The organism is Achromobacter sp. ACM05, assembly GCF_019218915.1.
Classification (GTDB): Bacteria; Pseudomonadota; Gammaproteobacteria; order Burkholderiales; family Burkholderiaceae_B; genus Achromobacter; species Achromobacter animicus.
The window spans coordinates 685,556-712,128 of sequence record NZ_JAHUWQ010000002.1; the positions used below are offsets into that span (position 1 = coordinate 685,556).

A 26,573-nucleotide genomic window follows, 5' to 3' on the forward strand; every position below is an offset into this window, starting at 1 on the left:
GCGGCGCGCAGTTTTCCAATGCCCCCCGACGTACCCGACATATCCGCAGGATCCTATGAAGCGGCGCTCTTTGCCGCAATACAGGCGCGTGACCCGGCCACCGGCCGGCATTGCAATAGGGTGGCTGCGCTGAGCGTGGCGCTGGCCGAAGCCTGTGGACTGGCCGAGCACGAGGTGGACGTCATTGCCGTGGCCGCGCGGCTTCACGATGTGGGCAAGATCGCCACGCCCGATCGTGTGCTGCACAGCCCGCACCGGCTGGTATGGGAAGACTGGGAAATCATGAAGGCGCATGCCGCCGCGGGCGCTGCCCTCATCATGCAGACCGCGATGCCGCAGCGCGAAGCCATTGCGCTGGCGGTCCGGCACCATCACGAGCATGTCGATGGCTCCGGTTATCCGGACGGCCTTGCTGGCCACGCCATCCCGCTGCATGCGCGGATCATCTCGGTGGCCGATTCCTACGATGCGCTGGGCGATACGCGGCCCTACCATCCGGCGCGCTCGCACACGCAGATCATGGACATCCTGAACCAGGAGTCGGGATCGAAGTTCGATCCCGACCTGCTGCGCGTGTTCGAATCGTTGATCCGCGAAAGCCGCCTGCGCGTGCCGTAGCGGTTTACCGTAGCGAACTACTTCAGGCGATAGGTCGCCGCGACGATGGCCAGGTCCTGCAGCGTGCGCTGCTGCCAGGCCGCGTCGTGGCCCAGTTCCTCGGCCAGGATGCGGGCCACTTCCGGCGCGGCCAGCATCGCGGCCTCGGCATCCAGGAACAGCGCGCGGTTGCGGCGCGCCAACACGTCCTCGGCGCTGCGCGCCAGTTCAAAGCGCGCCGCAAAACGCACGTGCGCTTCGGTCAGGCCGCTGGCCTTGACCAGCATGCGCTGCGCGCCGGGCAACGCCTGCAACGTCGCCAGATCGCTGCCGTAGTAGCTGTCCGGCGTGCCGGCGTGTTCCTGCGACGGTGCAAGACCATTGGCGCCATGCAGCGGCAACGATTCGGTGCGGCACGAGGCCTGCGTCAGCAACTGATGCTGGATGGCGGTGTCGACCACGTCCTGCGCCATGCGGCGGTATGTCGTCCACTTGCCGCCGGTGACCGTCACGAGGCCGGCCTTGGACACCAGAATCGTGTGCTCGCGCGACAGCTTCTTGGTGGAGGCTTCGCCGGTCGCCTTGACCAGCGGACGCAGGCCGGCCCAGACGCTGGTCACGTCGTCGCGCGTCGGCTTGCGGCTGAGGTAGCGCGCGGCGGTGCTCAGGATGAAATCCACGTCCTGTGCGCCGGCGTCCGGATCCAGCGGCAGATCCTGGCGCGGCGTGTCGGTGGTGCCGACGATGGTGTGGCCGTTCCAGGGCACCACGAACAGCACGCGGCCGTCGTCGGTCTTGGGAATCAGCACGGCACGCTTGCCGGGCAAGAAATCCTGCGGCAGCGTCAGGTGCACGCCCTGGCTGGGCGCGACCATCGTCTGCGCGTTCTTGTCTTCCATGCGGCGCACGGCGTCCACCCACACGCCGGTGGCGTTGACCACGCAGCGCGCGCGCAGCGTGAACGACGCGCCGCCGATCACGTCCTGTGCGGTCACGCCGTCGACCTTGCCGTTGGTGGTGGTCAGGCCCGTGGCGCGCACGTAGTTGACTGCCGTGCCGCCCAGGTCGAACAGCGTGCGCATCAGGCTCATGGCCAGGCGCGCGTCGTCGAACTGGCCGTCGTAGTACAGCACGCCGCCCTTCAGGCTGCGCCCGCTGACGGTTTCCGCAAGGGTGGGGGCGTTGGCCAGCGTTTCGCGGCGCGACAGCCAGCGGCTGGGCGACAGGTTCAGCTTGCCGGCCAGCATGTCGTACATCTTCAGGCCGATGCCGTAGAACGGCTGGTCCAGCATCGTGTAGGCCGGCACCACAAAGCCCAGCGGCCACACCAGGTGCGGCGCGTTGCGGTTGAGCAGGCCGCGTTCATGCAGGGCCTCGCGCACCAGGCTGACGTTGCCTTGCGCCAGATAGCGCACGCCGCCGTGCACCAGCTTGGTGGCCTTGCTGGACGTGCCCTTGGCGAAGTCGGCGCCTTCGATCAGCAGCGTCCGGTAGCCGCGCGCGGCGGCGTCGACCGCCGTGCCCAGGCCGGTTGCGCCGCCGCCGATGACGATGACGTCCCAGGAATGCGTGTTGTCCAGCGTGTTCAGAAGACGGCTGCGGTCGGGCGGGGTGACGGGGGCGAGGGGTTGGTTCATGTTCTTTTAGGGCGGCAGGGCCGCGAGGTAAATGCGTCGATGTGCTTGCCGGCGGGGCTTGCGCGGACGATGCGTCCGCGGCGGCGCTCGGGTCAGGGGGTAGGTTTGGGGACGTGCGGCGCGGCGGCGACGTCGCAGCGCACGCCGGCGTCCAGCAACACTTGTGCCAGCGGTTCCTGCGGATGCGCGTCGGTGAAGAAGCGGTCGATCTGCGAGATATGCGCCAGTTCCACCATGGCCTGGCGCTTGAACTTGCTGCTGTCGGCGGCCAGCCAGACCTCGCGCGACTGCTCGATGATCGTGCGCGCCACGCGCACTTCGCGGAAGTCGTAGTCGCGCAGGGTGCCGTCGGCCTCGATGCCCGAAATGCCGATCAGGCCGATGTCGACCTTGAACTGGCGGATGAAATCCATCGTGGCTTCGCCGACGATGCCGCGGTCGCGCGAGCGGACCACGCCGCCGGCGACGATGACTTCGCAATCCGGGTTGTCGGACAGGATGTCGGCCACGTGCAGGTTGTTCGTGATGACGCGCAATCCGCGATGGCGCAGCAGCGCGCGCGCAATGGCTTCGGTGGTGGTGCCGATGTTCAGGATCAGCGAACAGCCGTCCGGCACGGCGCGGGCCACGGCTTCGGCGATGCGCTGCTTGCCCGCGGCGTGCAGCCCCTGGCGCTTGCGGTAGGCGATGTTCTCGATGGTGGAGGCTTCAATGCGCACCCCGCCATGAAAGCGCGACAACAGGCCGGCTTCCGAAAGGATGTTGACGTCCCGCCGCACGGTCTGCAGCGTGACGTCGAAACGTTTGGCAAGCTCTTCGATCGAGGCCGAGCCCTGGGCCCGCACCATTTCGATCAGCGCGCTCTGTCGTGGATTCAGTGTCATGTTCGAATGATAAAACAACAAAAGCGAAAAATAATGACGCACCGCAAGATTGTTTTTTGTTCGCTTCTTCAGTAAAACGCACAAAAAACGAAAGCCATCTGAAAGAGTATGCTCATCGTGTTGCGCCCAAGCGGGAACCTGGGGGCGCGCAAGCTGGGACGCTGTGCCGAATACCGAAGTCCGTAGAAAACAGGGACGTATAAGTAGGTTGAGGAGACTAGATGCAGCTGACCTTGGACGGGATAGCTTTGCGGGCCGGCTCGCAGACGCACCTGTATCCCATGAGCCTGGCCCCGGTTCCGGGAGCCATGACCGTCCTGCTGGGGGCCACCCTGGCCGGCAAGACCTCGCTGATGCGCATCATGGCCGGGCTGGACCGGCCTTCCGAGGGCCTCGTGCGGGTCAACGGCGCCGACGTCACCGGCGTGCCCGTCCGCCAGCGCAACGTGGCGATGGTCTACCAGCAGTTCATCAACTATCCGTCCATGTCGGTCTACGACAACATCGCCTCGCCGCTCAAGCTGCGCGGCGAGCGCGACACGCGTGAAAAAGTCCACGCCATGGCGGCGCGGCTGCACATCGACCATTTGCTGGACCGCTATCCGTCCGAACTGTCGGGCGGGCAGCAGCAGCGGGTGGCGCTGGCGCGGGCGCTGGCCAAGGATGCGCCGCTGATCCTGCTGGACGAACCCCTGGTCAATCTGGACTACAAACTGCGCGAGGAATTGCGCGACGAACTCTCGGAATTGTTCGCGCAGGGGCGGTCGACCGTGGTCTACGCCACCACCGAACCGGGCGAGGCGCTGTTGCTCGGCGGCCACACCGCAGTGCTCGACGCAGGCGAACTGCTGCAATACGGCCCCACGGCCGAGGTTTTTCACCGGCCCAATTCGATCCGCGTGGCCCGCGCCTTCAGCGACCCGCCCATGAACCTGTTCGCCGCCCGCCGCCATAACGGCGGGTTCGTGCTGCAGGGCGGCGTGGCGGTAGATCGCGCGCTGCCGGCGGGCGCGGACGCCGAAATCACGGCCGGTCTGCGCGCCGGCGCGCTGGATGTGGAATCGCGGCCCGGTCACGTCGAGCTGCCCGGCCGGGTCAAGCTGGCCGAGATCTCCGGGTCCGACACCTTTGTCCATGCCGAGACGGCTGCGGGCGACGTGGTCGCCCAACTGCCCGGCGTGCACCGGTACACGCTGGACGAGCATGTGCGGCTGTATTTCGACCCCGCGCAGACCTACGCATTTGGCCCGGATGGCGCGCTGCTCGCGGCGCCCCGGCAGCCGGCGGGGGCGGGGGAGGTGGCCTGATGGCGCAGATCGAGCTGGACCTGTCCCATTCGTACGTCGCCCATCCCAAGTCCGACGACGACTACGCCCTGCTGCCGCTGCAGTTCACCTTCCGCGACGGCGGGGCCTATGCTTTGCTCGGGCCCTCCGGCTGCGGCAAGACCACGCTGCTCAACTGCGTGTCGGGCCTGTTGCGGCCATCGCACGGGCGCATCCTGTTCGACGGGCAGGACGTCACCGACAAGACCCCGCAGGCGCGCAACATCGCGCAGGTGTTCCAGTTTCCGGTGGTGTACGACACCATGACGGTCGCGGAGAACCTGGCGTTTCCGCTGCGCAACCGGGGCGTTGCGCCCGATCGCATCCGCGAGCGCGTGGGCCGCATCGCCGAAATGCTGGAAATGTCCAACGTGCTGGACCGCCGGGCCAGCGGGCTGACGGCGGATGCCAAGCAGAAGATCTCGCTGGGCCGCGGCCTGGTGCGCAGCGACGTGTCCGCGATTCTCTTTGATGAACCGCTTACCGTGATCGACCCGCAGCTCAAGTGGGAATTGCGCCGCAAGCTCAAGGAGATCCATCACGAGTTCAAGCTGACGCTGATCTACGTGACCCACGACCAGACCGAGGCGCTGACCTTTGCCGATCAGGTCATGGTCATGGCGCGCGGCCGCGCCGTGCAGGTGGGCAGCGCGGATGATCTGTTCGAACGTCCCGCGCACACCTTCGTGGGCCATTTCATCGGGTCGCCGGGCATGAACTTCCTGCCGGCGCAGTGGCGCGACGGCGCGCTGAGGGTGGGCCAGCACCGGTTGCAAGGCGTGCCGGCCGAGCTGGCCGTCAAGCTGGAAGGCGCGGGCCCCGTCAAGCTGGGCGTGCGGCCGGAATACCTGCGCGTGACCGATCCCGGGACGGCTGGCGCGGTGCCCATGCGCGTGGAACGCGTGCAGGACGTGGGCACCTACACGCTGCTGGTGGCTGACTTTGAAGGCACGCCGGTGCGCGCCCGCCTGGGCAGCAACGTCGTGGCCGGCGGCAAGGACGCCACGGTGTGGCTGACCGTGCTCAACCCGCACACCTGCTTCTACCGCGACGAGGAACTGATCCGATGAAACCCACCGATCACCGGGCCTGGTTCCTGGTCATGCCGGTTGTGCTGTGCGTGGCGTTCTCGGCCATCCTGCCGCTGATGACCATCGTCAATTATTCGGTGCAGGACATCATTTCGCCCGAGCGCCGCGTGTTCGTCGGCACGGAGTGGTTCGCCGCGGTGCTGCAGGACGAGGAACTGCACGGCGCGCTGTTCCGGCAGATCGGGTTTTCCTTTGCGGTGCTGCTGATCCAGATTCCGCTGGGCATCCTGCTGGCGCTGTCGATGCCGGCCAGCGGGTGGCGCGCGTCGGCCGTGCTGGTGATCATCGCGCTGTCGCTGCTGATTCCGTGGAACGTGGTGGGCACCATCTGGCAGGTGTTCGGCCGCACCGACATCGGGCTGCTCGGCGCCACGTTGTCCTGGCTGGGCGTGGACTACAACTACACGGGCAACGACGTCGACGCCTGGGTCACGGTGCTGGTCATGGACGTGTGGCACTGGACGCCGCTGGTTGCGCTGCTGTGCTACGCGGGGCTGCGCGCCATTCCGGACGCCTACTACCAGGCCGCGCGGATCGACGGCGCCTCGCGCTTTGCCGTGTTCCGGTACATCCAGCTGCCCAAGATGCGCGGCGTGTTGATGATTGCGGTGCTGCTGCGGTTCATGGACAGCTTCATGATCTACACCGAGCCGTTCGTGCTGACCGGCGGCGGCCCGGGCAACGCCACGACCTTCCTGTCGCAGTACCTGACGCAGAAGGCGGTGGGGCAGTTCGACCTGGGCCCGGCCGCAGCGTTTTCGATCATCTACTTCCTGATCATCCTGCTGCTCTGCTTCATTCTCTACAACTGGATGCAGCGCGCGGGCACCACGGGCGGTTTCGACGAGGAGCGGGGCAATGCGTGAGAAATCCTCCTGGTGGCGCGGCGCCTTCCTGACGCTGTACCTGGTGTTCGCCATCCTGCCGCTGTACTGGATGCTGAACATGTCGTTCAAGTCGAACACCGAGATCGTCAGCACGCTGACGCTTTGGCCGCGCGACTTCACGTTCGAGCACTACCGCACCATCTTCACCGACCCGGCCTGGTATTCCGGCTACATCAATTCGCTGATCTACGTCGTCATCAACACGGTCGTCTCGCTGGCCGTGGCGCTGCCGGCTGCCTATGCGTTCTCGCGTTACCGCTTCATCGGCGACAAGCATGTGTTCTTCTGGCTGCTCACCAACCGCATGACGCCGCCGGCGGTGTTCCTGCTGCCGTTCTTCCAGCTGTATAGCTCGTTCGGCCTGATGGACACCCACCTGGCGGTGGCGCTGGCGCACCTGGTGTTCAACGTGCCGCTGGCGGTGTGGATCCTGGAAGGCTTCATGTCCGGCGTGCCGCGTGAGATCGATGAGACCGCCTATGTCGACGGGTACTCGTTTCCGCGCTTTTTCCTGACGATCTTCCTGCCGCTCATCAAATCGGGCGTGGGCGTGGCGGCGTTCTTCTGCTTCATGTTCAGCTGGGTGGAGCTGCTGCTGGCGCGCACGCTCACGTCTGTGAACGCCAAGCCCATCGTCGCGACCATGACGCGCACCGTATCGGCCTCCGGCATGGATTGGGGCGTGCTGGCTGCCGCGGGCGTGCTGACCATCGTGCCGGGCGGCATCGTCATCTGGTTCGTGCGGCACTACATCGCGAAGGGCTTCGCGATGGGCCGCGTGTAGGCATCGGGACTACAGGAGGGCGTGCCCATGTTCAGCTGGATGGTGTGGACCACCCCGGTTGCCGTGTTCTTCAGCTGCATCGTGCTGATGCTGGTGGGCATGACGATCTGGGAGCTGAAGTCGCCCACGCAGGAGCGCAAGGGGTTTCTGCCCCTGCGCACCACGCGCGGCGACCGGCTCTTCATCGGCCTGATGGCCGCAGCCTGGCTCAACCTGGCGTTTCTGGGGTTTGGCCAGAAGGCGGTCGAGTGGTTTTCGCTGGATCAGCCGCCATCGGTGTGGATCAGCTTCGTGCTATCCATGCTGCTGCTGGCCTTCATCATGAAAAAAGGGTGAGAGAAGGGCGCCAGACCCTTCGTTGGTTTCGGGCAGTCAGGAAAAGGACTATCGGCCAGCGTCTTCCCCGGCCAGCGGTCCGCAGCACGATAGGGGAAGACTTATCGAGGAGACAGGTCATGAAATTGCGCATGCACGCCATGGCGGCCGCTATCGCCCTGATCGGAACGTCAGGGGCTTGGGCCGGCGAGCCGGAGGCAAAGAAGTGGGTCGATTCGGAGTTCCAGCCTTCGTCGCTGTCCAAGGAACAGCAGATGGCCGAAATGAAATGGTTCATCGACGCCGCGGCCAAGCTCAAGGCCAAGGGCGTCAATGAAGTCAGCGTGGTGTCCGAAACCATCACCACGCACGAGTACGAGTCCAAGACGCTGGCCAAGGCCTTTGCCGAAATCACCGGCATCAAGGTCAATCACGACCTCATCCAGGAAGGCGACGTCGTCGAGAAGCTGCAGACGTCCATGCAGTCCGGCAAGTCCATCTACGACGGCTGGATCTCCGATTCCGACCTGATCGGCACCCACTACCGCTACGGCGCCATCCTGCCGCTGTCCGACTACATGGCCGGGGCCGGCAAGGAATGGACCAACCCCGATCTGGACCTGAAGGACTTCATCGGCACCAAGTTCACCACCGCGCCCGACGGCAAGCTGTATCAGTTGCCCGACCAGCAGTTCGCCAACGTGTACTGGTTCCGCGCCGACTGGTTCGCGCGGCCCGACCTGAAGGAAAAGTTCAAGGCCAAGTACGGTTATGAACTGGGCGTGCCCACCAACTGGTCGGCGTACGAAGACATCGCCACGTTCTTCTCGAACGACGTCAAGGAGATCGACGGCAAGCGCGTCTACGGCCACATGGACTACGGCAAGAAGGATCCGTCGCTGGGCTGGCGCTTCACCGATGCGTGGCTGTCGATGGCGGGCGCGGCCGACAAGGGCCTGCCCAACGGCATGCCCGTGGACGAATGGGGCATTCGCGTGGCTGACGACAAGTGCACGCCGGTCGGCGCGTCCGTGTCGCGCGGCGGGGCCACGAACAGCCCGGCCGCCGTGTACGCGCTGACCAAGTACATCGACTGGATGAAGAAGTTCGCGCCGCAGCAGGCCATGGGCATGACCTTCTCGGAAGCGGGACCCGTGCCCGCGCAGGGCCAGATCGCCCAGCAGATCTTCTGGTACACGGCCTTTACCGCCGACATGACCAAGAAGGGGCTGCCCGTCGTGAACGACGACGGCACCCCGAAGTGGCGCATGGCGCCGTCGCCGTACGGCCCGTACTGGAAGGACGGCATGCAGAACGGCTACCAGGACGTGGGCTCGTGGACCTTCTTCAAGTCCACCAACCCCGACAAGATGGCGGCCGCGTGGCTGTATGCGCAGTTCGTCACGTCCAAATCGGTGTCGCTCAAAAAGTCCATTACCGGCCTGACCTTCATCCGCGACAGCGATATCAACAGCGAGTTCTTCACCAAGAACGCGGCCAACTACGGTGGCCTGATCGAGTTCTACCGCAGTCCCGCGCGCGTGGCATGGACGCCCACCGGCACCAACGTGCCGGACTATCCGAAGCTCGCGCAGCTCTGGTGGAAGAACGTCGCCACCGCGGTCACAGGGGAAAAGACCCCGCAGGCCGCGATGGATAACCTGGCCAACGAAATGGATCAGGTGATGGCGCGGCTTGAACGGGCGGGCATGGCGCAGTGCGCGCCGAAGCTCAACCCCAAGAGCGATCCGAGCAAGTGGCTGTCGGACCAGCACGCGCCGTGGAAGAAGCTGGCCAATGAAAAGCCGAAGGGCGAGACGATTCCCTACGAGCAACTGCTGTCGGCGTGGAAGGCAGGGAAGGTGAGGTAAGCGGCAGGCTCAGGGCGCCGTCAACCGCGCCGCCAGCGCCAAGGATGCGGAGGCGCCGTCCAGGGGACGGCTCTCTGCGGGCAGGGCGCTGGCGGCGTCCGCCATCCACGGATGGGCGAATGCGACCACGTCCGCGCCGCCTTCCTGGGCGTCGCGGGCCGCTTGCGCGACGGCAGCAAGACATGCGGCCGTCTCGCCGCGCTTGAACAGATCCCACGCGAGGGGCACGAGACGCACGTCGACCGTGGCGTTGACCGGTCGCGCATGGCGTTCGAACAGCGCGCGATTGGCCGCGAGGGTGGATTCGACGGCGCACAGCACCACGATGCGGGCGCCTGCACGAGCCGCCGCGTGCGCCAGCGCCTCATCCGCGCGGATAACGGGGGCGCCTATCCCCGTGATGCCGTCAACGACGGGACCGAGCGTGGCGCATGTGACAATCACGGCGTCCGCGCCGGCCGCCAAGTCCTGCAACGCCGCCGTGATGTCGTCCTGCACGCTGCCGGGTATCGCGCTGGCCGTGGCCCGAGCCTGATCAACGGCAATCCTGAACGCCGGCCGCACGGCATGGCGCAGCGCGTCGGCGGCCAATCCCGCGTCGCGGGCTGCCTGCTCGAAAATCGCCGGATTGCTGTCGATGGTGTGCAACAAGGAAATCTGCATGATGGGGTAAAACCTTGGGCTTCGTGAATGTCGAAAGCGGCATTCTGGTGCCGGCTGAAAATGGCAACAAGACAAGCCCGAATACTGGTATTGCCGATACCCTGCGCGCGACAAATCGATTCAACGCTTTTCCTCAACTTGCCCGCATGACCTACGCCCTGAAATTCCTGCACGTTCTGATTCCTGCCGTCCTGGCGCTTTCTGGTGGTGCGGCGCAAGCCGCCGGCTTCCAGCGCCTGAACCTGCCGATGGACCAGAACGGCCCCGGCCTGCAAGGCGCGGTCTGGACACCGTGCGCCGAACCCGCGGGCGAAATCAAGATGGGCCGCGTCGCCATTGAAGGGGTGCAGGGCTGCAAGCTACCGGAAGGCCGCTATCCACTCATCGTCATGTCGCACGGCTCGGCGGGCTCGTATCTCAGCCACCACGACACCGCGGCCGCGCTGGCGGATGCCGGCTTCGTGGTGGCGGCGATCAACCACGTGGGCGACAACGCGCAGGACAAATCGCGGCAGGGATATTTGTCGATCTTTTCCACCCGCCCCCGCGAAATGCGCCGGCTGATCGACTACATGACCGGCGCGTGGCCGGACAAGGCAAGGATCGATCCCGACAGGATCGGCTTCTTCGGCTTTTCGCGCGGCGGGTATACGGGCCTGGTGTTGGCCGGCGCGGCGCCGGACCTGGCGGCGGGGCTGGCGATCTGCGCTGACCAGCCGTCGCTGCCGATGTGCCGCGACATCGCGGCCGGGAAGGTGCCGCAGCAACCCTATCCGGCGGAGCCACGCATCAAGGCGGCGGTCATTGCCGATCCGCTCAACGTGTTTCCGGGCGATGCGCTCAAGCGCGTGACGCTACCCATTCAGCTATGGGCGTCGGAGCGGGGCGGCGAAGGCGTCAGCCCGGCCAGCGTCGAGGCCGTGCGCCAGGGCCTGGGCGCCACGCCGGATTTTCGGGTGGCTGCGGGCGCGGGACATTACGCGTTTCTAGCGCCGTGCTCGGCTGAACAGGCCGAGGCGCTGCCCGGCATCTGCCGCGACGAGGCGGGTATTGATCGGCTGGCGTTTCATCGTGAACTGAACGCCCAGGTGACGGCGTTCTTCAAGGCGCGGCTGCAATAGCCGCGCGTCCGCGCTTCAAAGGAACAGCCGCGCGTCCGCGCTTTCCGGAGCGAGCGCGCCGGCGCTTCGACGAATGGTCGCGCGCCGCCGCTTCAACGGTAGATGCGCCGCGCGATCGATCAGTGAATGACCCGCGCCGCCCGGCGCGCGTGCTTGATTTCGTACATGCGGGTATCGGCCAGTCGGACAGCCGCCTCCGCGTCCAGGCCCGCGGGGTCCAGCGCCACGACGCCGGCGCTGGCGCCTTCGTAGGCAACGGTGGCGTCGCCCAGCCGATAACGGCCCATGGAGGCGGCCAGGACGCGTTCTTCCATCGCTCGGGCGGCCTCGTCGGGCTCGGCCTGTTGGCTCACGCCGCCTTCGTCGGCACGTTTGCCCGTCAGCGCGGGGCCGGGCCCGATGAGCACGAATTCGTCGCCACCCACGCGTCCCAGCATGTCCGACCCGCGCAGCGCCGCCGCCATGCGCCGCGAGACTTCCTGCAGAAAGAGGTCGCCCGCCTGGTGGCCGTACGTGTCGTTGATGCTCTTGAAACCATCCAGATCGATGACGCCGACCAGCACGCTGCCGTTTTCGCGCACGGCGCGCGCCAGCAGCCGGTCCAGCGCCTCATAGACGGCACGCCGATTGGGCAGGCCCGTCAGCGTGTCGGTCAGCGCATAGGACATGAGCTGCACGTTTGCCGAGTGCAACTGTTCAACGAGCATTTCGCGTTCGATGAAGCTGGCGATCACGCTGGAAAAAAGCTTCAGCACCGCTTCGGCCTGCGGGCTGATGTCGTGCCGCCGGGCGCTGGCGGCGCACAGCGTGCCGTACAGGGCGCCGTCATCGGCGCGCACCGGCGCGCTGACGTAGGTCTGGATGCCCAACTGCCGGGCCGCGTCTGAATCCGGCCAGCATTGCGACACGTCGCTGGTGCACATGCGGCCTTCGTCCAGGGCGCGCTTGCACAGCGTGTCGTCCCAGGGCACGGACAGTCCTTCCGGTATCTGCAGCTGCCCCACGTTGCGCGCGTAGCGCACATGCTGCAGGTCGGCCTTAAGGTCGATGGCGGTGAGGTAGGTGGATTCAAGTCCGGTGACGGCGCCCAGCATGTCCAGCAGCGGGCGGGTCAACTGCTCGACCGACTTGGCAGCGGGCAGGGTGGTGGAAAGTTCGGCGAGGATGGGATCCAGCACGGCTGCTCCTGGATTCGTTGTCGGATGAACTTGCGGCCCGTGCTCCATGCCGGAGGCCGGGCCGCCAATCCCGCCATTATGCACGGCCTGGGGTTCAGGCCAAAGACTGCTTACGCCATGACCAGCGACCGGTGCGCGCAGACGCCGGCCATGACGCCGGAGGCGCTGGCCAGCGTGGCGTTGGACATCGGTGTGGACGCGTCGCCGGCGGCGTACACGCCGGGCACCGTGGTCTGCTTCAGATCGTCCACGCGGATCACGGGTCCCAGCGGCCCTTCGTCGAACGCGCATCCCAGCTGATCCGCAAGCGGACTGGCCATGTGTGCGCGGCTGGCGACGAACAGCGCGCGCAGCGGCACCTCGCGTCCATCGGCCAGCACAACGCCGTCCAGGGCGGGCGCTGCGCCCAGCAGCGCGACGACCGGCGTGCGCTCGATGTGGACGCCACGCGCGGCGAGATGCTGCGCGTCTTCTGCAGAAGGTTCGAATTGATCCTGCGTGAAATACGTGGTCGGCCCCCAGTCGGGCAGCATCATCGCCTGATGGGCGGACATCGGATGCGCGGCCAGCACGCCCAGTGGATTGCCTGCGACTTCGTAGCCATGGCAGTACGGGCAGTGCAGCACCGTCTGCCCCCAGCGTTCCTCAAGTCCAGGCAGCGGCGGCAACTCGTCGCGCATGCCGGTGGCCAGGATCAGGCGCGCGCCGCGTACTTGCTTGCCGTCCGCCATGACGATGCCGAATCCGCCATCTTGCGGCTGGGCCTGGACCGCCTCACCGTCCAGGAAGGCAACGGTCGGATAGCGGGCAAGTTGCGCGCGGGCGGTCGCTACGATCTCGTGCGGCGGCACGCCGTCCTGCCCAAGAAAGCCGTGCGCGTGCGCGGCGTAGCGGTTGCGGGGTTTGGCCGCGTCGACCAGCAACACCCGCCGGCGGGCGCGCGCCAGTTGCATGGCAGCGGACAGGCCGGCAAAGCTGCCGCCGATGATGATGACGTCGTAGTGCATGGTGAGACCCTCACGCGGTAGTTACGATACTTTATAAGTTGCATGATAGAAGTGCACGCGATCTTATGCAACCTATGTTGTTGCGTATTGCGTGGTCGCGGGCAGGAATGCCGCTTGCAGCAGAGCGCCCCGCCGCATGGGGCGGTCCAGCGAAAACCCTGCGCGTAGCGGCATCCTCCCGCCGCCGGGTTGCGCCGGCCCCCCGGGCGGGACTACCCTGAAACCCTCTATACCGGCAGCCCGGCCACACGCCGGCCGCCAAGGAGACTGGCATGCAGCACACGACTGACCTGAACGGCCGCGTGGCCGTGGTGACAGGCGCGTCTTCAGGCATTGGGCGCGCCATCGCAATAGGCCTTGCCGAAGCGGGAGCGCGAGTGGTGGTGAACCACCGGGCGGGCGGAGACTCCCAAGCCCGGGGCGCGGCGGTGGTGGAATCGATCCAGCGTAGCGGCGGGACGGCGGTCGCAGCCGCGGCAGACATCAGCCGGGAAGCCGACGTCGACCATCTGTTCGAGCAAGCCGTGCAGCACTTCGGACGGGTGGACATCCTGGTCAACAACGCGGGTGTTGAGCACCCGTCGCCCATTGCCGACATGACGCTCGCGGACTGGCAGCGCGTGATCGACGTGAACCTGACTGGCCACTTTCTGTGCGCCCGCGCGGCGGCCCGAGCCTTCAAGACGCAGCCGCCCGATCCCTCCCGCCAGAACCGCTCGATGGGCAACATCCTCTTCATCAGCTCGGTGCACGAAGTGATTCCCTGGGCGTTCCAGGTGAACTACGCCGCGTCCAAGGGCGGCATTTCGCTGCTGATGAAATCCCTGGCGCAGGAGCTGGCGCCCGACCGCATCCGGGTCAACTCCATTGCGCCCGGCGCCATCCGCACCGCGATCAACCAGCCAGCGTGGGACACCCCGCAGGCGCTGGCCAAACTGCTGGAACTCATCCCCTACGGCCGGATCGGCGAGCCCGAGGATATCGCACAGGCGGCCGTGTGGCTGGCCAGCGATGCGTCCGACTACGTCACCGGCACCACGCTCTTCGTGGACGGCGGCATGACGCTATACCCCGAATTCCGCGGCGCGGGCTGAGGCGCGCATGTCCAAACCCCTGGAAGACTACGGACTCATCGGCAACATGCTGTCCGCCGCGCTGGTGGCGCGCGACGGCTCGATCGACTGGCTGTGCCTGCCGCATTTCGATTCGCCCGCGTGCTTTGCCGCCTTGCTGGGCGACCAGCGTCACGGGCGCTGGCTGATCGCGCCGCACGGCAAGATCAAGTCGACGTCCCGCCGCTACGTGCCCGACACGGCGGTGCTGGAGACCCGCTTCGAGACCCGTACGGGCTCGGTGCTGGTGTACGACTTCATGCCGCTCAGCGACGACGACGAGCGCGTGGACGTGGTGCGCATCGTGCGCGGCGAGTCCGGTCACGTGCAGATGGACATGGAACTGATCCTGCGCTTCAACTACGGCCAGAGCGTGCCGTGGGTGCGGCGGCGCGATTATGGCCTGAACGCCATCGCGGGCCCGGACGCGGTCGAGCTGCATACGCCCATCGAGCTCGAAGGCCACGACATGAAGACCACGGCGCGGTTCTCGCTGCATCCGGGCCGCGTCGTGCCGTTCACGCTGTCCTATCACCGCTCGCACCGCACGCCCCGGTTCGTGCCGGACCGGGTCGAAAGCATGGACCGCACCGTGTCATGGTGGCAGGAATGGGCCAAACGCTGTCATTGGGACGGGCCGGGCGACGGGCGTCGCGACGCCGTGGTGCGTTCGCTGATCACGCTGAAACTGCTGACGTTTCAGCCGACGGGCGGGATCATCGCGGCGCCCACCACGTCGCTGCCTGAAGCGCTGGGCGGCAGCCGCAATTGGGACTACCGCCATTGCTGGCTGCGCGACTCGGCGCTGACGCTGTACGCCTTGCTCAACGCCGGCTATCGCGAAGAGGCCGAGGCGTGGCGCCAATGGCTGCTGCGCGCGGTGGCCGGTCACCCCGACCAGCTGCAGATCATGTACGGCATCGCGGGCGATCGCTGGCTGCCCGAGCTGGAGATTCCGTGGCTGCCCGGCTACGAAGGCAGCCAGCCGGTGCGCCGGGGCAATGGCGCGGCGGGGCAGAGCCAGCTCGACATCTACGGCGAACTCATTGATACGCTCTACGCCGCCCGCGTCGCGGACCTGGCGCCGCTGGCCGAAGCCTGGCGCCTGCAGAACGTGCTGCTCAAGCCGCTGGAGCAGCGCTGGCGCGAACTGGACCACGGCATCTGGGAAGTCCGGGGCGAACGGCGCGCCTTCACGCATTCGCGCGTGATGTGCTGGGTGGCGTTCGACCGGGCGGTCAAGGCCTGCGAGCGCTGGGGGCTGAAGGGGCCGGTCGATGCCTGGCGCCGGCTGCGCGAACGCATTCACAAGGACATCTGCGAGCATGGCTACGACCGCACCCGAGGCTGCTTCGTGCAGAGTTACGGATCGCCGGCGCTGGACGCGAGCCTGCTGCTGATCCCGCAGGTGGGCTTTCTGCCGGCAAGCGATCCGCGCGTGGCGGGCACGGTGCACGCCATCGAACGCGAACTCATGCACGGCGGTCTGCTGCGCCGGTATTCGGTCGAGGATACCGACGACGGGCTGGAGGGCGAGGAGGGCGTCTTCCTGGCGTGCAGTTTCTGGCTGGCGGACGCCTACGTCATGCAGGGCCGGCTGGGCGATGCGGAGCGGCTTTTCGACCGTCTGCTGTCCCTGCGCAACGACCTGGGGCTGCTGTCGGAAGAGTACGACGTCGTGCGCCGCCGCCTGGTGGGCAACTTTCCGCAGGGTTTTTCGCATATCGGCCTGGTGAACACGGCCTACAACCTGAGCCGCGCCATGGGACCGGCGCAGCAGCGCGCGGAACAGGACGCGCCCCGGGCATAGGGACCGGCCGCGCGGGCTTAAAAGGCGCACCGCGGGCGTTGCACAACGCGCGCCGGCCGGGGCCCGCGCCGGTGTATTCTCGCAATCACACGGCGCCGCCCGCCCGGCGCCGGTCATGCACACCACAAAAAACGCGCGCCGCGGCTCGATCGACGGCCCGCCGCATCAGGAGAGACAAGCATGCTTTTGACCGACGAACAGCAAAGCGTCCAGGAGATGGCGCGCCGGTTTGCGCAGGAGCGCCTGGCGCCCAATGCCGAACGCTGGGATCGCGAACACCACTATCCCGCCGACGCCATCGCCGAAATGGCGCAACTGGGCTTTTTCGGCATGCTGGTGCCCGAAGCGTGGGATGGCAACGACAGCGGCTATATCTCGTACGCGGTGGCGCTGGAAGAAATCGCCGCGGGCAGCGGCGCCTGCTCCACCATCATGAGTGTGCACAACTCGGTCGGCTGCATGCCCATCCTGAAGTTCGGCAACGACGACCAGAAGGCGCAGTTCCTGCGGCCGCTGGCGCGTGGCGAACACATCGGCGCATTCGCGCTGACCGAACCGCAGGCCGGCTCCGACGCGAGCAGCCTGCATACCCGCGCGCGGCGCGACGGCGACCACTACATCCTCAATGGCGCCAAGCAGTTCATCACGTCCGGGCGCAACGGGCAGACGGTCATCGTGTTCGCGGTCACCGACCCCGACGCGGGCAAGCGCGGCATCTCGGCGTTCATCGTCCCCACCGATACGCCGGGCTACAAGGTGCTGCGCGTGGAAGACAAGCTCGGTCAGCACGCGTCCGACACCTGCCAGATTGCATTTGAAGACATGCGCATCCCGGCAGCATGGCGGCTGGGCGAAGAAGGCGAGGGCTACAAGATCGCCTTGTCCAACCTGGAAGGCGGGCGCATCGGCATTGCGTCGCAGTCGGTGGGCATGGCGCGGGCTGCCTTCGAATGCGCGCGCGACTACGCCCGCGATCGACTAGCCTTCGGCAAACCCATCATCGAACACCAGGCCGTGTCGTTCCGCCTGGCGGACATGGCGACGCAGATCCACGCGGCCCGCCAGATGGTGCTGCACGCCGCGGCCTTGCGCGACGCGGGCAGGCCGGCATTGACCGAGGCGTCCATGGCCAAGCTGTTTGCGTCCGAGATGGCTGAAAAGGTCTGCTCGGCGGCGATTCAGACGCTGGGCGGTTATGGCTACCTGAAGGATTTTCCGGTCGAGCGCATTTATCGCGATGTGCGCGTCTGCCAGATCTACGAGGGCACCAGCGACATCCAGCGCCTGGTGATAGCGCGCAGCCTGTAGCGGCGCGGGGCGGGGGTGAGGCGGTTCGCGTTGTTCAGGAGCGGCCCTGTATGGACTGCCGCTCTTGGGCAGTAGCCGCAGCCGCAGCCGCGCGGCGCGCATCGGCCCGGCGGCGCGCCCACACGGTATAGACGACGATGTTGCCCACGATCAGCACCGCCGCCAGCAGCATCTGCGTCGCCCGCGTGATGCCCTCGGGGTAGATGATGCCCAGCACGTAGTGCTCGATGAAGCCGCCCGCGTAGCCTTCCTGCCCCGCGCGTTCGCGCAGCGACACCTCCAGCGGCGTCAGCGGACAGATCCAGCCCATGCCGATCACCATTGCGCCCCACGCCAGCGCCGGCAGGTGCCAGAACGCCATGCGCGGTTTCCACAGCGCCAGCACGCCGCCGAACACCACGAACGCGACAAACAGGCCATGTATGACCAGCACGAGGTCGGCAAGGATGCGATAGGTCATCTTTTGAAATGGGTAAATGGCGGGGCGCCGCAAACCGGCGGGAGGTGCATTAAAGCGTATGCCCGCACGTGGCGTGCGGGGCATTGGCAACAAGGCGAGACGGCTGATGACCGAATAGAATGCGGGCGTGTTCAATCCAAGATACTCCCGGGACCCACGCCATGCACGCTTCGATCACCGCCGCCATCCAGGACGCCGAGGAACGGCTGCGCCAGGCCATGCTGTCCTCGGACATTGCCGCGCTGGAAGCGCTGCTGCATCCGGACCTGCTGTTCGTCAATCACATGGGCTGGACCGTCACGCGCGAGGATGACCTGGATGCGCACCGCGGCGGATTGCTGAAGATCCACGCGCTGGACCTGTCCGAACAGTGCATCCTGCCGCGCACGGATTGCGCGGTGGTGTCGGTGCTGGCCCGCATCGCGGGCAGCTACAACGGCGTGCCGGCCAACGGCACGTTCCGGTTCATGCGAACCTGGGCGCCGGATTCGGGGGCGGGCGCTGCGGCGGGCGAGGGGGCCGGCGCGACGCCTGGTGCCACGGCAGGTGCGTGGCGCGTCATCGCGGCCAGTTCGGTGATGGTGGTCTGAAACCGCAGGGGCTATCAGACCTTCAGGTCGCGCAGCAGCTTGGTCAGTTCCGGGGCGGTCATCAGGGAGACGCCCTGCGCCTTGGCGTATTGCAAGGCGTTGTCCGACACGTCGCCCAGCGCGATGTAGATGGCTTCGCGGGCGCCGCGCTTTTCGCGCACGGCCTGCAGCTCGCGCAGCGGTTCCACGCCGTTTCTGGCGGCTTTCCAACGCTTGGCGCTGACGATGGCCACGTGGCCGTCCTTGCTCAGCGCGAAATCGGCGCCGGGCGCCTGCAGGCGCTCGACCTCACAGCCGTCGCGGCGGAAACCGGCTTCAACGGTCTTTGAAAAGTCTGCCCACGACATGACGGCAACGGTTTCGGTCACCGCCTGCACGCGGGCGCCGGACGGCGCGCGCAGCTGCTTGTAGGCGGCCATGATCGAAATCACGGCAAACGGCACCGCGGCAAAGACGCCCATCGCGGCATACTCCAGTGGCAGCGCGGCAAAGCCGCCCGCGCTCAGCAGCACGGCCACGCCGGCGCTCATCCACCACGGCGAGCGCAGCAGCACGGCAAAGATGGAGTTCTGGGACATCTTGAATTTCATGGCAGCTCGCGGCGTGATGGGATCAACAGGGAAGTCAGGCGCTGTCGCCGTTGTCGTCGTGGCCGCCGGCAAAGGCGCGGACCACGATGCGCACGCCGCCGCAGGTGACGATCTGACCATCGCGGATCTTGGCCGTCTTGCGCGTTTCGACTACGCCGCCGACGCTGACCTGGCCGTCGGCCACCAGCATCTTGCCGGCGCCGCCGCTGTCGACGACGCCGGTCGCCTTCAGCAGCTGATTGATTTCAATGTAGGGGCTGCCTTCGGCAAGCGTGAATTCGATGATGGACATGGAAGTGCTTCGGTAAATCGAGGTCAGGCGGGGCCGTTGCCGGGGGGGAGCGGATTGGCCGGGTTGGCCGGGTTGCCGGCAGCGGCGGGCTGGTCTGCGGACGGCGCGACGGCCGGGGAAACGGACGAGCCGGCGGTTTGGCCCGCGGGCTGGGCGACCGGCGGCGTGACCGGCTGAGCCACGGGCTTATCCGCGCCCGCGTCCGGGCTGGCCGTCGGCACGGGGCGGATGCCGCCGGTTTCTGCCCGCGCCATCCAGGCGATCAGCGACGAGCGCATGGCTTCCTCGACCGACATCTGGATGGGCTGCACCCACTCCTGCGGCACGAACACGGTATAGCCGCCAATCATGTAGCCCATCGGCAGGTAGACGGCGACACGATCGCCCTGGGTGAATCCCTCGGGCAGGCCATCGGTGCCGCGGCGCGTCACCAGACCCACCAGCTCAAGCTGCTGGCCCGGGATGCGCAGGACAACGACCTGCTGGGCCGTGTTCTTGGAACTGGGGGAGAAGTAATCCGCAAAGCTCTTGAGCGACGAATAGATGCTCTTGACCACCGGCAAATTGGTGAAGGGCATCTCGACCAGCGTCAGGAAACGCTGCACGCGCTGCTTGGACACCAGGTAGCCGATGGCCAGAATGCCCAGGATGCCCAGCGCCAGGCCCATGCCCGGCACGTAGAAGCCGCCGATGAAGGGGCGCAGGAACGTCAGCGCCACGCCTTCCGTCCAGGCCAGAAAGAGGTACAGCAGGTAGATCGTCAGCGCCAGCGGCAGGACGGTGATCAGGCCGCGGAAGAAATATTTATAAAGACGGGTCATGGGCAAGAGCAAAAATTAGGGTCGGACGAGCGCATCGGCTCGCCGGGGAGGGCCGCAGCATAGCAGCCGCCGCAGGAATTATCGGTAACAAGGCGGACGCCCCTAGCCGGGCGCCCCTAGCCAGGCGCCCCTGGCCGGGCGCGGCGCATCCCATCTTTTAGTGTGAACAGGCCCTAGCGGTCCACCGGCAGGAAGAGCGTCTCCTTGATCTCCTCCATCACGATGTAGCTGTGAGACTCGGCGGACGCGGGCAGCCGCTTCAGGATTTCGCCCAGAAGACGGCGGTATTCATTCATTTCAGACAGGCGCGCCTTGACCAGATAGTCGAATTCGCCCGACACCAGGTGGCATTCCATGACCTCGGGCACGTACAGCAGTTCCTGCTTGACCTTGTCGAAGACGTCGCCCGACTTGGCCGACAGCTTGATCTCCAGGAAGACAAGCAGATTCTTGCCGAGCGCCGCCGGATTGACGCGCGCATGGTAACCCGTGATGACGCCTTCGCGCTCCATGCGCTTGACGCGGTCGGAGCAGGGGGTGGCCGACAGGCTCACGCGCTCGGCCAGTTCCGTGACCGAAATCCGGCCTTCGCGCTGCAGGATGTCGAGGATTTTGAGGTCAATTCGGTCGAGGTCGCGCATTTCACTAACGCCGGTCGAAAAACAAGGTTGGCCCGAGAAAAACCACTGCCCTAGGAAAATCTTCAGTGTTTTTCACTGCTGAAGGGGTCATAGACTACCGAAATTCCCAGACAAATCCAAATACCGGAAAGAATCATGCATGTGATCGTCCTCGGCAGCGGCGTCATCGGCACCACCACCGCCTATTACCTGGCCCGGCAGGGCGCCAAAGTGACCGTGCTGGACCGCCAGCCCGCCGCGGCGCAGGAGACCAGCTACGCCAATGCCGGACAGGTGTCGCCGGGCTATTCCACGCCCTGGGCTGCGCCCGGCATTCCGCTCAAGGCGATCAAATGGCTCTTCAAGAAACATGCGCCGCTGGCGATCCGCCTGGACGGCAGCCTGTTCCAGCTCAAATGGATGGCCGCCATGCTGGCCAACTGCTCGGCCGACCGCTACGCCGTCAACAAGGAACGCATGCTGCGCCTGTCCGAGTACAGCCGCGACTGCCTGCGTGAACTGCGCGCCGCCACCGGCATCCACTACGAAGAGCGCGCCCGCGGCACGCTCCAGTTGTTCCGCACCGAAGCCCAGATGGAAGCCGCGCGCCGCGACATCGCCGTGCTCGAAGAGGTGGGCGTTCCCTACGAATTGCTGGACCGCCACCGTCTCGTCACGGCCGAGCCCGCGCTCGCCAACTCCGCGCACAAGCTCACCGGCGGCCTGCGCCTGCCCAATGATGAAACCGGCGACTGCCAGCTTTTCACCCGCCGCCTGGCGGACATGGCGGCCGCACTGGGCGTTGAATTCCGTTTTGGCCAAAGCGTCACGGGCCTAAACACCGCCGGCGGCCAGATCACCGGCGTGCGCGTCGGCAACGAAGTCCTCACGGCCGACCGCTATGTGGCCGCCTTCGGCAGCTACACCCGCGGTTTTCTCGAGCCCCTCGGCCTGGACCTGCCGGTGTATCCGGTCAAGGGCTACTCCCTGACCATTCCCATGAAGGACGAGGCCGCCGCGCCGGTGTCGACGGTGCTGGACGAAACCTACAAGGTCGCCGTCACGCGCTTTGACCAGCGGATCCGCGTGGGCGGCATGGCCGAATTGTCCGGCTTCGACCTGCGCCTGAAGGACGCCCGCCGCAAGACGCTGGAACTGGTGGTCAACGATCTGTTCCCCGGCAGCGGCCACGTGGCCCAGGCCGAGTTCTGGACCGGCCTGCGTCCCATGACGCCGGACAGCACGCCGGTCGTCGGCGCCACCCGCTACAACAACCTCTACCTGAACACCGGCCACGGCACGCTGGGCTGGACCATGGCTTGCGGTTCCGGCAAGCTGGTCGCGGATCTCGTCATGGGCCAGCGCCCCGCCATCAGCACCGACGGGCTCGGGTTGTCGCGCTACGATCGCAGCGCGGCGTCCCGCCAGCAACTGGTGCTGGACGGCAAGGGCGCTTGAGCAGGACTTAAGCTGCACCTCGAGGCGTGCTTGGGTTGCGTGATCCGCGCCTCGAATCGCGGCTGAACTGCGTCTCACCGGCCTGCGCCTGATCTCGCGCTTGCACGGCCAGTAGGACGCAGACCCGCCGGGCCGCTTCGATGCGGCCCGCGTGTTTTTGAGTGCGCTGAATTGCGTACGCTGTGCGCGAAACGGCTCGTTGCTTTATGCCAAAATCGCCGCATGACCCATTTCCTGCACACTGCCGACTGGCAGATCGGCCGCCAATACGGCCAGTTTGAAACCGACGATGCCGCCATGCTCGCGGAGGCCCGTTTCGAGGTCGTCGCGCGCATCGCCACGCTCGCCGCCGAGCGCCGCGTGGGTGCCGTGCTGGTCGCCGGAGACGTCTTCGACACGCAGGCCGTGTCCGATCGCAGCATCCGCCGCCTCTTTGCCGCCATGGCCGGCTACACGGGGCCCTGGGTAATGATCGCCGGCAACCACGACGCGGCCCTTGCCGACAGCGTCTGGAGCCGCGCCATGCAACTGGGCTGCATTCCGGCCAACGTGCATGTGCCGCTTGCCACCGGCGTGGTGGACCTGCCGGACGCCAACCTCGCTGTGCTTGCCGCGCCGCTTACGCAACGCCACACCTACGACGACGTCACCCAGGCTTTCGACACGCTCGAAACGCCACCCGGACGCATCCGCGTGGGCCTCGCCCATGGCAGCGTTGCCGGCCGCCTGCCCGACACGATCGACGCCACCAATCCCATTGCGCCCGACCGCGCGGACCGCGCCAGTCTTGACTATCTGGCGCTGGGCGATTGGCACGGCTGTCTGTCCATTGACACACGCACCTGGTATGCCGGCACGCCGGAACAGGACCGCTTTCGCGGCAACGAGCCCGGATATGTCCTGGACGTGCGCATCGACGCGCCGGGCGCCGCACCCGTGGTCGAACGCATTGCGACCGGCAAGTACCGCTGGTCCGCCTGGACCGAAACCCTTAGCCTGCCCACCGATGCTCAGGCGCTGGCTGAACGCATGGCGGCGTTGCGGTCAGACGACGTGCTGCGCCTGGACGTGCAGGGCCACGTCAACCTCGAAACCTGGGATGCGCTGCAAAAGGCCGTGGCCGAGGCCGCCGCGCAGGTCCGGGCCTTGCTGCCGGACTTGTCTGGCGTGCGCCTGGAACCCGACGAAGCTGACCTGGCCGAATTGCGCGCCAGCGGCTACGTGGGCGAGGTCGCCGCACAACTGCAGGCGTTGCAGGCGGACGAAGACCAGTCCGCCGTGGCCAGCGAGGCCTTGCGCCTGCTGCTGCGGTTCCAGCGCGAAACCGCCACGCCGGGAGCCGCCAAATGAAGATCTCCCGCATCGCCCTCGAAGAATTCCGCAAGTTCCGCCAGCCGCTATCGCTGGACGGACTGCAAGACGGCCTGAACCTCTTTGTCGGCCCCAACGAGGCCGGCAAAAGCACGGTCGCGGCCGCCATCCGAGCCGCCTTCCTTGAACGCTACAGCACCAGCAAGGTCGCCGACCTGGCGCCGCGCGGCGAATCCGGCGCGCGCCCCAGCGTTGAAGTGGCCTTCACGCACGCGGATCACGCCTACGTCCTGAAAAAGCAGTTCCTGTCCAAGGCCCGCTGCGAGCTCGTGGTGGACGACGGCGCGCAGCGGCTGGACGGCGAAGAAGCCGAAAACGCGCTGGCCGGTTTGCTGGGGTTTGAAATGCCCGGGCGCGGCCAAAGCAAACCTGACCTGGCTGGCGTACCGGGCCTGCTATGGATCCGCCAAGGCGACGGCCAGAACCTGCACGAAGCCGCCGGCTTTGCGGGCTCGCATCTGCGCGATGCGCTGACGCAGCTCTCCGGCGAGCTGGCCTCCGGAGACGGCGACCGGCTGTTCGAGCGCGTGTCGGCCGAGCGCGCCGCGCTGCTGGACGCCCGCAACGGCCGTCCCAAGGGCAGCTACAAAGACGCCGAAGACGCGCTCGCGCGCGCCTTGTCCGAACGCGACGAATGCGGGCAGGCCATGGCCCAGCTCAACGCCGACGTCGATCGCCTGGCCGAACTGCGGCGCGAACATGAACGCGCCCAGGCCGCGCAACCCTGGAAGGATTTCGAGGCCAAGGCTGTCCAGGCCCGCGCGCGCCTTGCCGCACTGGCCAAGGAGCGTGAAGCCTTCGACGGACTGCAACGCGAACAGGCGCAGGCCGCCCAGACCCTTGCACTGCTGCAGGATCAGGTCCGCCGCGATCAACAGGACGAAGCCGATTACCAGGCGCTGCTTCGGGATGCGCGCGCGGCGCACGCCCATGTGCAGGCGATGCAGGAACCGCTGGCGCGCGCGTTGCAGCAGCGGCAATCGCATGCCGCCGCAGTCGAGGCCGCGCGCCGGCGCGTGACGCGGCTTCAGGCGCTGGCGGACCGCCGCGACCTGGACCGGCAGCTTGCGCAGCTCACCCCCGAAATCGAACGCCTGGACGGCGCCCTGGTCGCAGCCACCCACCTGATCCAGCAAGGTTCGGCATTGCGCACAGAAGCCGTCCAACTCGAAATATCCGATGCTGAAATCGAGGCGCTGCGCAAGGCCGGCCGCGAACTTGGAAATCTGCAGTTGCAGCAACAGGCGGTCGCGACGCGCTTGCGGTACCGGCTCGATGCCGGCGCGCAGGCGCTGCTGGACGGCAAGGCCGTGAGCGGCGCGGGCGAAGTCCTGCTTTCGGCCGCGGCCGAACTCGATCTGCCCGGTGTGGGGCGCCTGCAAATCGAGCCGGGCGGACAAGACCTGCCGGCCTTGCAGCGCGAACTGGCGCGCGCGGAGTCGGCAAGCGCCGCGTTGCTCAAGCGGGCGGGCGTCGACACCCTGGCCGATGCCGAACAGCGTCACGCGCGCTACAACGCGCTGCAGCGCGAACTCGAAGGCATGCGCAAGACGCTGAGCATTCATGCGCCCCGCGGCGTGGATGCGCTACGCACCCAGCGTGACGAGGCACTGGCGCGGCTGGCGCAGTTGCAGGATCGGCTGTCCAAGCTGCCGCCTGTGCAGGAAACCGAAGACGGCATTCGGGTTGGTGACGCAGATGCCGGCATCGTTCCCGACACAAGCGATGACGATCTGCCCGACGCCGTGCAGGCCCTGCGCGAGGCCGAAGCCGTTGCGGCGCAGGCGGAAAAGGCAGTCGCCGATGCGCAGCGCGCGCTGGACGCCGATACGGCCCGTGCGCAGTTGCTGGAAGGGCAGGCTGCCGCCCGGGGCGCAGAACTGCAATCCGACGAACGCACGGCGCAACGCCACGCCCGCGCCGGCCGCCTCGCCGAAGTTCGCAGCGCCCACGACCAGCTCGAACTGCGCGTACGCGAGGCTCGGGCCTTGTTGGCTGAACACCGGCCCGAACTCGCGGAGCAGGATGTGCAGCGGTTTGAAAAATCCGCCGCCATCGAACGTGACGCCCAGCACAAGCGGCACGGCGACATCCTGCAATTGCAGGGCAAGCTGGACCAGGCCGGTGCGCAAGGCCTGGGCGAACGCCTGTCCGAAGCGCAGGCAGCCTGCGAGCGTCTGCAACGGCGCCGCGACGAATTCGCACGGCGCGCCGCCGCGCTGGACCTGCTGCAAAAGCTGTTGGCCGACAAACGCGCCGCCGCCACGCAACGCCTGCAAGCGCCGCTCGCCCGCCGGCTCAACCACTATCTGGCGCTGCTCTTTCCCGACGCCGCGCTGCGCCTGGACGATGCGCTGCTGCCCACGGCGCTGCGCCGGGGCGATGGCGAAGACGCGCTGGACGCCCTCAGCTTCGGTACGCGGGAACAGCTCGGCATCCTGGCGCGGTTCGCCTACGCCGATCTGCTGCGCGAGGCCGGCCGGCCCACCTTGCTGCTGCTTGACGACGCGCTGGTCCACACCGACGACGCCCGGCGCGACTTCATGAAGCGCGCGCTGTTCGACGCCGCGACCCGCCATCAGATCCTGATGTTTACGTGCCACGGCGAGGCATGGCGCGACATGGGGGTGGAGCAGCGCAGGATTGGTTAGCGCACCGGCCCGGTTCCGGCACCTCGGTGCCGGGAAGCAGCGCGGCCACAACCGCCGATGCTTGACGCTGCGGCCCGGCGCCGGTAGTCTGCGCGGATGCCTGCTTACACGCCTTTCGCCATGCTTGCCC

24 protein-coding genes and 1 pseudogene are annotated in these 26,573 nt (G+C 66.9%); 15 read left to right on the forward strand and 10 right to left on the reverse strand.

Annotation, left to right across the window (positions count from 1 at the left end):
- The first annotated feature begins 18 nt into the window (after window positions 1–18).
- On the forward strand, window positions 19–618 hold the full coding sequence (locus tag KW836_RS14075) for an HD-GYP domain-containing protein (RefSeq protein WP_175121755.1): 600 nt from the start codon (window positions 19–21) through the stop codon (window positions 616–618).
- A gap of 17 nt (window positions 619–635) precedes the next feature.
- Here the strand turns inward: KW836_RS14075 and KW836_RS14080 are convergent, their stop codons facing one another.
- Window positions 636–2,234 (reverse strand): glycerol-3-phosphate dehydrogenase/oxidase, encoded by a 1,599-nt coding sequence (locus tag KW836_RS14080; protein WP_218343663.1) that lies wholly within the window; start codon window positions 2,232–2,234, stop codon window positions 636–638.
- A 92-nt stretch (window positions 2,235–2,326) separates the two neighbouring features.
- Window positions 2,327–3,118: a DeoR/GlpR family DNA-binding transcription regulator gene (locus tag KW836_RS14085; RefSeq protein ID WP_224776955.1), complete on the reverse strand. Its 792-nt coding sequence runs from the start codon at window positions 3,116–3,118 to the stop codon at window positions 2,327–2,329.
- 221 nt (window positions 3,119–3,339) lie between these two features.
- On the opposite strand from KW836_RS14085, the gene KW836_RS14090 reads away from it, so the two are divergent.
- The 6 genes from KW836_RS14090 (at window position 3,340) to KW836_RS14115 (ending at window position 9,391) form a co-directional block, all read left to right on the forward strand.
- Entirely contained in the window at window positions 3,340–4,425 is a 1,086-nt protein-coding gene (locus tag KW836_RS14090; RefSeq protein WP_218343665.1) for an ABC transporter ATP-binding protein, read from the forward strand.
- The gene (locus KW836_RS14095; protein WP_175136659.1) at window positions 4,425–5,513 is read left to right on the forward strand and encodes an ABC transporter ATP-binding protein; all 1,089 of its coding nucleotides are present in this window, start codon (window positions 4,425–4,427) and stop codon (window positions 5,511–5,513) included. Before KW836_RS14090 ends, KW836_RS14095 begins: the two co-directional genes overlap by 1 nt.
- A complete protein-coding gene (locus KW836_RS14100) occupies window positions 5,510–6,400 on the forward strand; it encodes a carbohydrate ABC transporter permease (RefSeq protein ID WP_175121750.1) in 891 nt (296 codons plus the stop codon). Before KW836_RS14095 ends, KW836_RS14100 begins: the two co-directional genes overlap by 4 nt.
- Window positions 6,393–7,205, forward strand: a complete 813-nt coding sequence (locus KW836_RS14105; protein WP_218343667.1) for a carbohydrate ABC transporter permease — start codon at window positions 6,393–6,395, stop codon at window positions 7,203–7,205. The genes KW836_RS14100 and KW836_RS14105 overlap by 8 nt, the downstream gene beginning before the upstream one ends.
- A 27-nt stretch (window positions 7,206–7,232) precedes the next feature.
- Window positions 7,233–7,541 (forward strand): DUF2160 domain-containing protein, encoded by a 309-nt coding sequence (locus KW836_RS14110; protein WP_056317261.1) that lies wholly within the window; start codon window positions 7,233–7,235, stop codon window positions 7,539–7,541.
- Window positions 7,542–7,660: 119 nt separating this feature from the next.
- Window positions 7,661–9,391 (forward strand): ABC transporter substrate-binding protein, encoded by a 1,731-nt coding sequence (locus KW836_RS14115; RefSeq protein ID WP_175121748.1) that lies wholly within the window; start codon window positions 7,661–7,663, stop codon window positions 9,389–9,391.
- Between the two features lie 9 nt (window positions 9,392–9,400).
- Here KW836_RS14115 and KW836_RS14120 read toward each other — a convergent pair whose 3' ends face one another.
- A complete protein-coding gene (locus tag KW836_RS14120; RefSeq protein WP_218343668.1) occupies window positions 9,401–10,054 on the reverse strand; it encodes an aspartate/glutamate racemase family protein in 654 nt (217 codons plus the stop codon).
- A 146-nt stretch (window positions 10,055–10,200) separates the two neighbouring features.
- Here KW836_RS14120 and KW836_RS14125 point away from each other — a divergent pair, with 146 nt between their 5' ends.
- Complete coding sequence (locus KW836_RS14125; protein ID WP_218343669.1) at window positions 10,201–11,175, forward strand: serine aminopeptidase domain-containing protein; 975 nt, start codon at window positions 10,201–10,203, stop codon at window positions 11,173–11,175.
- A 119-nt stretch (window positions 11,176–11,294) separates the two neighbouring features.
- Here the strand turns inward: KW836_RS14125 and KW836_RS14130 are convergent, their stop codons facing one another.
- Window positions 11,295–12,350 carry a sensor domain-containing diguanylate cyclase gene (locus tag KW836_RS14130; RefSeq protein WP_255595886.1) on the reverse strand — a complete coding sequence of 352 codons (1,056 nt, stop codon included), beginning with the start codon at window positions 12,348–12,350 and terminating at the stop codon, window positions 11,295–11,297.
- 113 nt (window positions 12,351–12,463) lie between these two features.
- Window positions 12,464–13,360 (reverse strand): NAD(P)/FAD-dependent oxidoreductase, encoded by an 897-nt coding sequence (locus tag KW836_RS14135; protein ID WP_175121744.1) that lies wholly within the window; start codon window positions 13,358–13,360, stop codon window positions 12,464–12,466.
- A 272-nt stretch (window positions 13,361–13,632) separates the two neighbouring features.
- Between KW836_RS14135 and KW836_RS14140 the strand changes: the two genes are divergently transcribed.
- The 3 genes from KW836_RS14140 to KW836_RS14150 all read left to right on the forward strand — a co-directional run bounded on the left by KW836_RS14140 (window position 13,633) and on the right by KW836_RS14150 (window position 17,590).
- Window positions 13,633–14,454 carry an SDR family oxidoreductase gene (locus tag KW836_RS14140; RefSeq protein WP_218343673.1) on the forward strand — a complete coding sequence of 274 codons (822 nt, stop codon included), beginning with the start codon at window positions 13,633–13,635 and terminating at the stop codon, window positions 14,452–14,454.
- A gap of 7 nt (window positions 14,455–14,461) precedes the next feature.
- Window positions 14,462–16,282: a glycoside hydrolase family 15 protein gene (locus KW836_RS14145; protein ID WP_175136652.1), complete on the forward strand. Its 1,821-nt coding sequence runs from the start codon at window positions 14,462–14,464 to the stop codon at window positions 16,280–16,282.
- A 180-nt stretch (window positions 16,283–16,462) separates the two neighbouring features.
- Window positions 16,463–17,590, forward strand: coding sequence for an acyl-CoA dehydrogenase family protein (locus KW836_RS14150; protein ID WP_218343674.1), 1,128 nt, complete (start codon window positions 16,463–16,465; stop codon window positions 17,588–17,590).
- A gap of 34 nt (window positions 17,591–17,624) precedes the next feature.
- Here KW836_RS14150 and KW836_RS14155 read toward each other — a convergent pair whose 3' ends face one another.
- On the reverse strand, window positions 17,625–18,050 hold the full coding sequence (locus KW836_RS14155) for a DUF2784 domain-containing protein (RefSeq protein ID WP_218343675.1): 426 nt from the start codon (window positions 18,048–18,050) through the stop codon (window positions 17,625–17,627).
- 161 nt (window positions 18,051–18,211) lie between these two features.
- Between KW836_RS14155 and KW836_RS14160 the strand changes: the two genes are divergently transcribed.
- Window positions 18,212–18,640, forward strand: a complete 429-nt coding sequence (locus KW836_RS14160; RefSeq protein ID WP_218343676.1) for a nuclear transport factor 2 family protein — start codon at window positions 18,212–18,214, stop codon at window positions 18,638–18,640.
- A gap of 14 nt (window positions 18,641–18,654) precedes the next feature.
- On the opposite strand, the gene KW836_RS14165 is transcribed toward KW836_RS14160, so the two are convergent.
- The 4 genes and pseudogenes from KW836_RS14165 to KW836_RS14180 form a co-directional block, all read right to left on the reverse strand.
- Complete coding sequence (locus tag KW836_RS14165) at window positions 18,655–19,230, reverse strand: restriction endonuclease (RefSeq protein ID WP_218343677.1); 576 nt, start codon at window positions 19,228–19,230, stop codon at window positions 18,655–18,657.
- Window positions 19,231–19,264: 34 nt separating this feature from the next.
- Complete coding sequence (locus tag KW836_RS14170) at window positions 19,265–19,522, reverse strand: RNA-binding S4 domain-containing protein (RefSeq protein WP_175121737.1); 258 nt, start codon at window positions 19,520–19,522, stop codon at window positions 19,265–19,267.
- A 232-nt stretch (window positions 19,523–19,754) separates the two neighbouring features.
- Window positions 19,755–20,343, reverse strand: a pseudogene (locus KW836_RS14175) (DUF502 domain-containing protein); the annotation flags it as partial.
- A gap of 173 nt (window positions 20,344–20,516) precedes the next feature.
- Window positions 20,517–20,984 (reverse strand): winged helix-turn-helix transcriptional regulator, encoded by a 468-nt coding sequence (locus tag KW836_RS14180; RefSeq protein ID WP_175121736.1) that lies wholly within the window; start codon window positions 20,982–20,984, stop codon window positions 20,517–20,519.
- 135 nt (window positions 20,985–21,119) lie between these two features.
- Here KW836_RS14180 and KW836_RS14185 point away from each other — a divergent pair, with 135 nt between their 5' ends.
- The 3 genes from KW836_RS14185 (at window position 21,120) to KW836_RS14195 (ending at window position 26,443) form a co-directional block, all read left to right on the forward strand.
- Window positions 21,120–22,421, forward strand: a complete 1,302-nt coding sequence (locus KW836_RS14185; protein WP_191578958.1) for a D-amino acid dehydrogenase — start codon at window positions 21,120–21,122, stop codon at window positions 22,419–22,421.
- Window positions 22,422–22,643: 222 nt separating this feature from the next.
- The gene (locus KW836_RS14190; RefSeq protein ID WP_218343678.1) at window positions 22,644–23,771 is read left to right on the forward strand and encodes a DNA repair exonuclease; all 1,128 of its coding nucleotides are present in this window, start codon (window positions 22,644–22,646) and stop codon (window positions 23,769–23,771) included.
- Window positions 23,768–26,443: an AAA family ATPase gene (locus KW836_RS14195; RefSeq protein ID WP_218343679.1), complete on the forward strand. Its 2,676-nt coding sequence runs from the start codon at window positions 23,768–23,770 to the stop codon at window positions 26,441–26,443. Before KW836_RS14190 ends, KW836_RS14195 begins: the two co-directional genes overlap by 4 nt.
- The last annotated feature ends 130 nt before the right edge of the window (window positions 26,444–26,573 follow it).

What these genes read in the sequence shown, in the direction of transcription:
- KW836_RS14075 (WP_175121755.1), top strand. Translation starts at nt 19, where the DNA reads ATGCCCCCCGACGTACCCGACATATCCGCAGGATCCTATGAAGCGGCG.
- KW836_RS14080 (WP_218343663.1), bottom strand. Translation starts at nt 2,234, where the DNA reads ATGAACCAACCCCTCGCCCCCGTCACCCCGCCCGACCGCAGCCGTCTT.
- KW836_RS14085 (WP_224776955.1), bottom strand. Translation starts at nt 3,118, where the DNA reads ATGACACTGAATCCACGACAGAGCGCGCTGATCGAAATGGTGCGGGCC.
- KW836_RS14090 (WP_218343665.1), top strand. Translation starts at nt 3,340, where the DNA reads ATGCAGCTGACCTTGGACGGGATAGCTTTGCGGGCCGGCTCGCAGACG.
- KW836_RS14095 (WP_175136659.1), top strand. Translation starts at nt 4,425, where the DNA reads ATGGCGCAGATCGAGCTGGACCTGTCCCATTCGTACGTCGCCCATCCC.
- KW836_RS14100 (WP_175121750.1), top strand. Translation starts at nt 5,510, where the DNA reads ATGAAACCCACCGATCACCGGGCCTGGTTCCTGGTCATGCCGGTTGTG.
- KW836_RS14105 (WP_218343667.1), top strand. Translation starts at nt 6,393, where the DNA reads ATGCGTGAGAAATCCTCCTGGTGGCGCGGCGCCTTCCTGACGCTGTAC.
- KW836_RS14110 (WP_056317261.1), top strand. Translation starts at nt 7,233, where the DNA reads ATGTTCAGCTGGATGGTGTGGACCACCCCGGTTGCCGTGTTCTTCAGC.
- KW836_RS14115 (WP_175121748.1), top strand. Translation starts at nt 7,661, where the DNA reads ATGAAATTGCGCATGCACGCCATGGCGGCCGCTATCGCCCTGATCGGA.
- KW836_RS14120 (WP_218343668.1), bottom strand. Translation starts at nt 10,054, where the DNA reads ATGCAGATTTCCTTGTTGCACACCATCGACAGCAATCCGGCGATTTTC.
- KW836_RS14125 (WP_218343669.1), top strand. Translation starts at nt 10,201, where the DNA reads ATGACCTACGCCCTGAAATTCCTGCACGTTCTGATTCCTGCCGTCCTG.
- KW836_RS14135 (WP_175121744.1), bottom strand. Translation starts at nt 13,360, where the DNA reads ATGCACTACGACGTCATCATCATCGGCGGCAGCTTTGCCGGCCTGTCC.
- KW836_RS14140 (WP_218343673.1), top strand. Translation starts at nt 13,633, where the DNA reads ATGCAGCACACGACTGACCTGAACGGCCGCGTGGCCGTGGTGACAGGC.
- KW836_RS14145 (WP_175136652.1), top strand. Translation starts at nt 14,462, where the DNA reads ATGTCCAAACCCCTGGAAGACTACGGACTCATCGGCAACATGCTGTCC.
- KW836_RS14150 (WP_218343674.1), top strand. Translation starts at nt 16,463, where the DNA reads ATGCTTTTGACCGACGAACAGCAAAGCGTCCAGGAGATGGCGCGCCGG.
- KW836_RS14155 (WP_218343675.1), bottom strand. Translation starts at nt 18,050, where the DNA reads ATGACCTATCGCATCCTTGCCGACCTCGTGCTGGTCATACATGGCCTG.
- KW836_RS14160 (WP_218343676.1), top strand. Translation starts at nt 18,212, where the DNA reads ATGCACGCTTCGATCACCGCCGCCATCCAGGACGCCGAGGAACGGCTG.
- KW836_RS14165 (WP_218343677.1), bottom strand. Translation starts at nt 19,230, where the DNA reads ATGAAATTCAAGATGTCCCAGAACTCCATCTTTGCCGTGCTGCTGCGC.
- KW836_RS14170 (WP_175121737.1), bottom strand. Translation starts at nt 19,522, where the DNA reads ATGTCCATCATCGAATTCACGCTTGCCGAAGGCAGCCCCTACATTGAA.
- KW836_RS14180 (WP_175121736.1), bottom strand. Translation starts at nt 20,984, where the DNA reads ATGCGCGACCTCGACCGAATTGACCTCAAAATCCTCGACATCCTGCAG.
- KW836_RS14185 (WP_191578958.1), top strand. Translation starts at nt 21,120, where the DNA reads ATGCATGTGATCGTCCTCGGCAGCGGCGTCATCGGCACCACCACCGCC.
- KW836_RS14190 (WP_218343678.1), top strand. Translation starts at nt 22,644, where the DNA reads ATGACCCATTTCCTGCACACTGCCGACTGGCAGATCGGCCGCCAATAC.
- KW836_RS14195 (WP_218343679.1), top strand. Translation starts at nt 23,768, where the DNA reads ATGAAGATCTCCCGCATCGCCCTCGAAGAATTCCGCAAGTTCCGCCAG.